The 2208-nt window shown below is 64.3% G+C and carries 4 protein-coding genes; 2 read left to right on the forward strand and 2 right to left on the reverse strand.

Annotated elements, in window-relative coordinates; translation table 11 throughout:
- Nucleotides 1–688: SAM-dependent methyltransferase (locus E1261_RS44460; RefSeq protein ID WP_132416361.1), on the forward strand; the 688-nt coding region annotated here is incomplete at its 5' end.
- Nucleotides 689–707: 19 nt separating this feature from the next.
- On the forward strand, nt 708–1100 hold the full coding sequence (locus E1261_RS44465) for a DMP19 family protein (RefSeq protein WP_132416363.1): 393 nt from the start codon (nt 708–710) through the stop codon (nt 1098–1100).
- On the opposite strand, the gene E1261_RS44470 is transcribed toward E1261_RS44465, so the two are convergent.
- Together E1261_RS44470 and E1261_RS44475 are read right to left on the reverse strand one after the other, a co-directional pair.
- The gene (locus E1261_RS44470) at nt 1097–1420 is read right to left on the reverse strand and encodes a nucleoside triphosphate pyrophosphohydrolase family protein (protein WP_238176851.1); all 324 of its coding nucleotides are present in this window, start codon (nt 1418–1420) and stop codon (nt 1097–1099) included. The genes E1261_RS44465 and E1261_RS44470 overlap by 4 nt on opposite strands.
- Before the next feature lie 22 nt (nt 1421–1442).
- Nucleotides 1443–1958, reverse strand: a complete 516-nt coding sequence (locus E1261_RS44475; protein ID WP_132416367.1) for a hypothetical protein — start codon at nt 1956–1958, stop codon at nt 1443–1445.
- Between the last annotated feature and the right edge of the window lie 250 nt (nt 1959–2208).

Consider the following 2208-nt stretch of genomic DNA (forward strand, 5'->3'; position numbering starts at 1 on the left):
GATGTGTGTAAGAGACAGGATGGGGCCCAACCCGGTGTGGCAGGCGGAGGCTTTGAGTGGGGTGATGGCGCTCGAGGCGGGGATGCGAGTGCTTGATCTGGGATGCGGTACGGCGCTCAGTTCGATCTTCCTGGCCAAGGAGTTCGGGGTGGAGGTGTGGGCGGCGGATCTTTGGGTGAAGCCGGATGAGAACTTCCGGCGCGTGAGCGAGGCCGGCGCTGCGGATCTGGTCCATCCGATTCATGCGGAAGCGCGTAGCCTCCCGTTTGCTGAGGGGTTCTTTGATGCGCTCATCAGTGTCGGCGCTTATCACTACTTCGGGACGGACGACCTCTATATCGGCTATTGCTCGCGGTTCGTGAAGCCTGGTGGGCAGATCGGGATCGTGCAGCCTGGGTTGGCCGAGGAGTACGAGACGTTGCCGCCGCCCCACTTGGCGCCGTACTGGAAGTGGGACTTCTGTGCCTGGCACAGCGCCGGCTGGTGGCGACGGCATTGGGAGAAGACCGGGCTGGTCACCGTTGAGCTCGCGGATCGGTTGCCTGATGGGTGGCGAGACTGGTTGCAGTGGAACGAGGCGTGCGATCAGGACAGCGGTCTGCCGCCTCAAGAGGAGGCGCAAATGCTCCGGGTCGATGGTGGCCGATCGCTCGGCCTGGTGCGGGTCATAGCCCGCCGCACGGAGTGAGTGTCGTACCGTTCGCAAGGTGACCATTGATGTGTGGGCCTTTTATGAGCAGTACACGGAGTCGGACAGGTCCTCGCTGAGCGAGCGGGAGCGGCAGGTGCTTGCTGTTTGCGACTTCCGCCAGGAGGTCAACTCGGGTGGATTCGACTCGTACTTCCGGTACTTCGGCGGTGATACGGCGATGACCGCGATGAGAGGGCTGCCGCGACTGCTGGGTTCGCCGTGGGCCGAGCTGCTGGGTGAGGCCGTTGCACTGCTCGGTACGCCGTACCCGCGTGATCCGGACGATCGCGCCGAGAAGCTCGACAGCGACGACCTCGACGCGATGCTGGGCGACCTGGATGCGCGGTTCTACAAGTTGGAGGCCTCCGCCAACGCCGATGCCCGGCTCGCCGAGGCGCTCAACAACTAGCGGTTGTCGCCGCTGCCGCCGAGCACGGCCCGCTGCTGCCGATCGGCGAGTTTGGCAATGTTGCGTTGGGCAACATCTTCGAGTGATACGTCGAAGTGGTCCGCGATCACGGCGAGGTACCACAGCGCGTCACCGAGTTCCTTCGTCAGATCCTCGAGGTCCCACTGGGCGAAGTCGCTGTCGTGGTCGCGGACGATCTTCTTCGCTTTCTCGGCGATCTCGCCGGTCTCACCGACAAGGCCGAGCAGGAGATGGAACAGCTCGTTCTTCTTCTCCTTGGGCGCAGCGGTCCGCAGAGCGGCCTGCTGGTAGGCATTCATGTCCACGCGCCAACTCTAGACGTCAGCTGCGCTGGAGGGTTCCGCGGACCTTTGGGCTGTCGATGTAGTAGCGGAGTTGGCTGTCTTGCAGGATGAGCGTGATCGGGACGGTGTCGATACAGCCCGAGCCAGTGTCGATCAGTTCGGTGACACGGATGCTGTTCGTCGTACCGCTTTCCAGCCGCCAGATGCCCCCACACTGCAGTTCGGGGTATTCGACTGTGCCGAGACTGTCGCCGATGATGCCGGACGAGATCGTGACGATGACGGAGTAGTCCTTGCTGCCGTCCTGGTCGATGGGCCCGCGCCAGGTCCCGAGGAAGCCTTTCGGCACCTTGTACGGCGTCGCCACCGGCACCGTGCTGACCGGAGGCTTCGGCGGTGGCGTGCTGACCAAAGTCGGCGCAGAAGTCGGCGCAGGAGTCGGGGCAGAGGTCGGGGCCGGTGTGGATGGCGGGCCGATCGAAGCCGATTGCGTTGGGCTAGGTGTCGGGGTGGCCGACTTGGCGTCGTTGTCGGCGATCAGGAACCCGATCACAGCCAGGACGAATCCTGCAACCGTGCACCAACCTGCCCAGTACGCAACGCTTCTGCGATCCGGCCCTGAGCCTGAATGCGCCACCGTGCCATCCCCCTGCACACCACCTCGCGTCCGACCGCGCCGGACGCTCCCCTTGCCTCGTGTATCGCGAGATCAGCGGCAGCGTTACTCCGACACTCGCAATGTGTCGGGGTTGCAGCGGCGCGGGGCGGCTGGTGTGCTGGGGAGCTGTCTCTTATACACAGCT

The organism is Kribbella albertanoniae, assembly GCF_004348455.1.
GTDB classification, from domain to species: Bacteria; Actinomycetota; Actinomycetes; order Propionibacteriales; family Kribbellaceae; genus Kribbella; species Kribbella albertanoniae.

Bases quoted from the DNA above. Each gene is read 5' to 3' on its own strand.
- E1261_RS44470 (WP_238176851.1), bottom strand. From the start codon at position 1,420: ATGAATGCCTACCAGCAGGCCGCTCTGCGGACCGCTGCGCCCAAGGAG.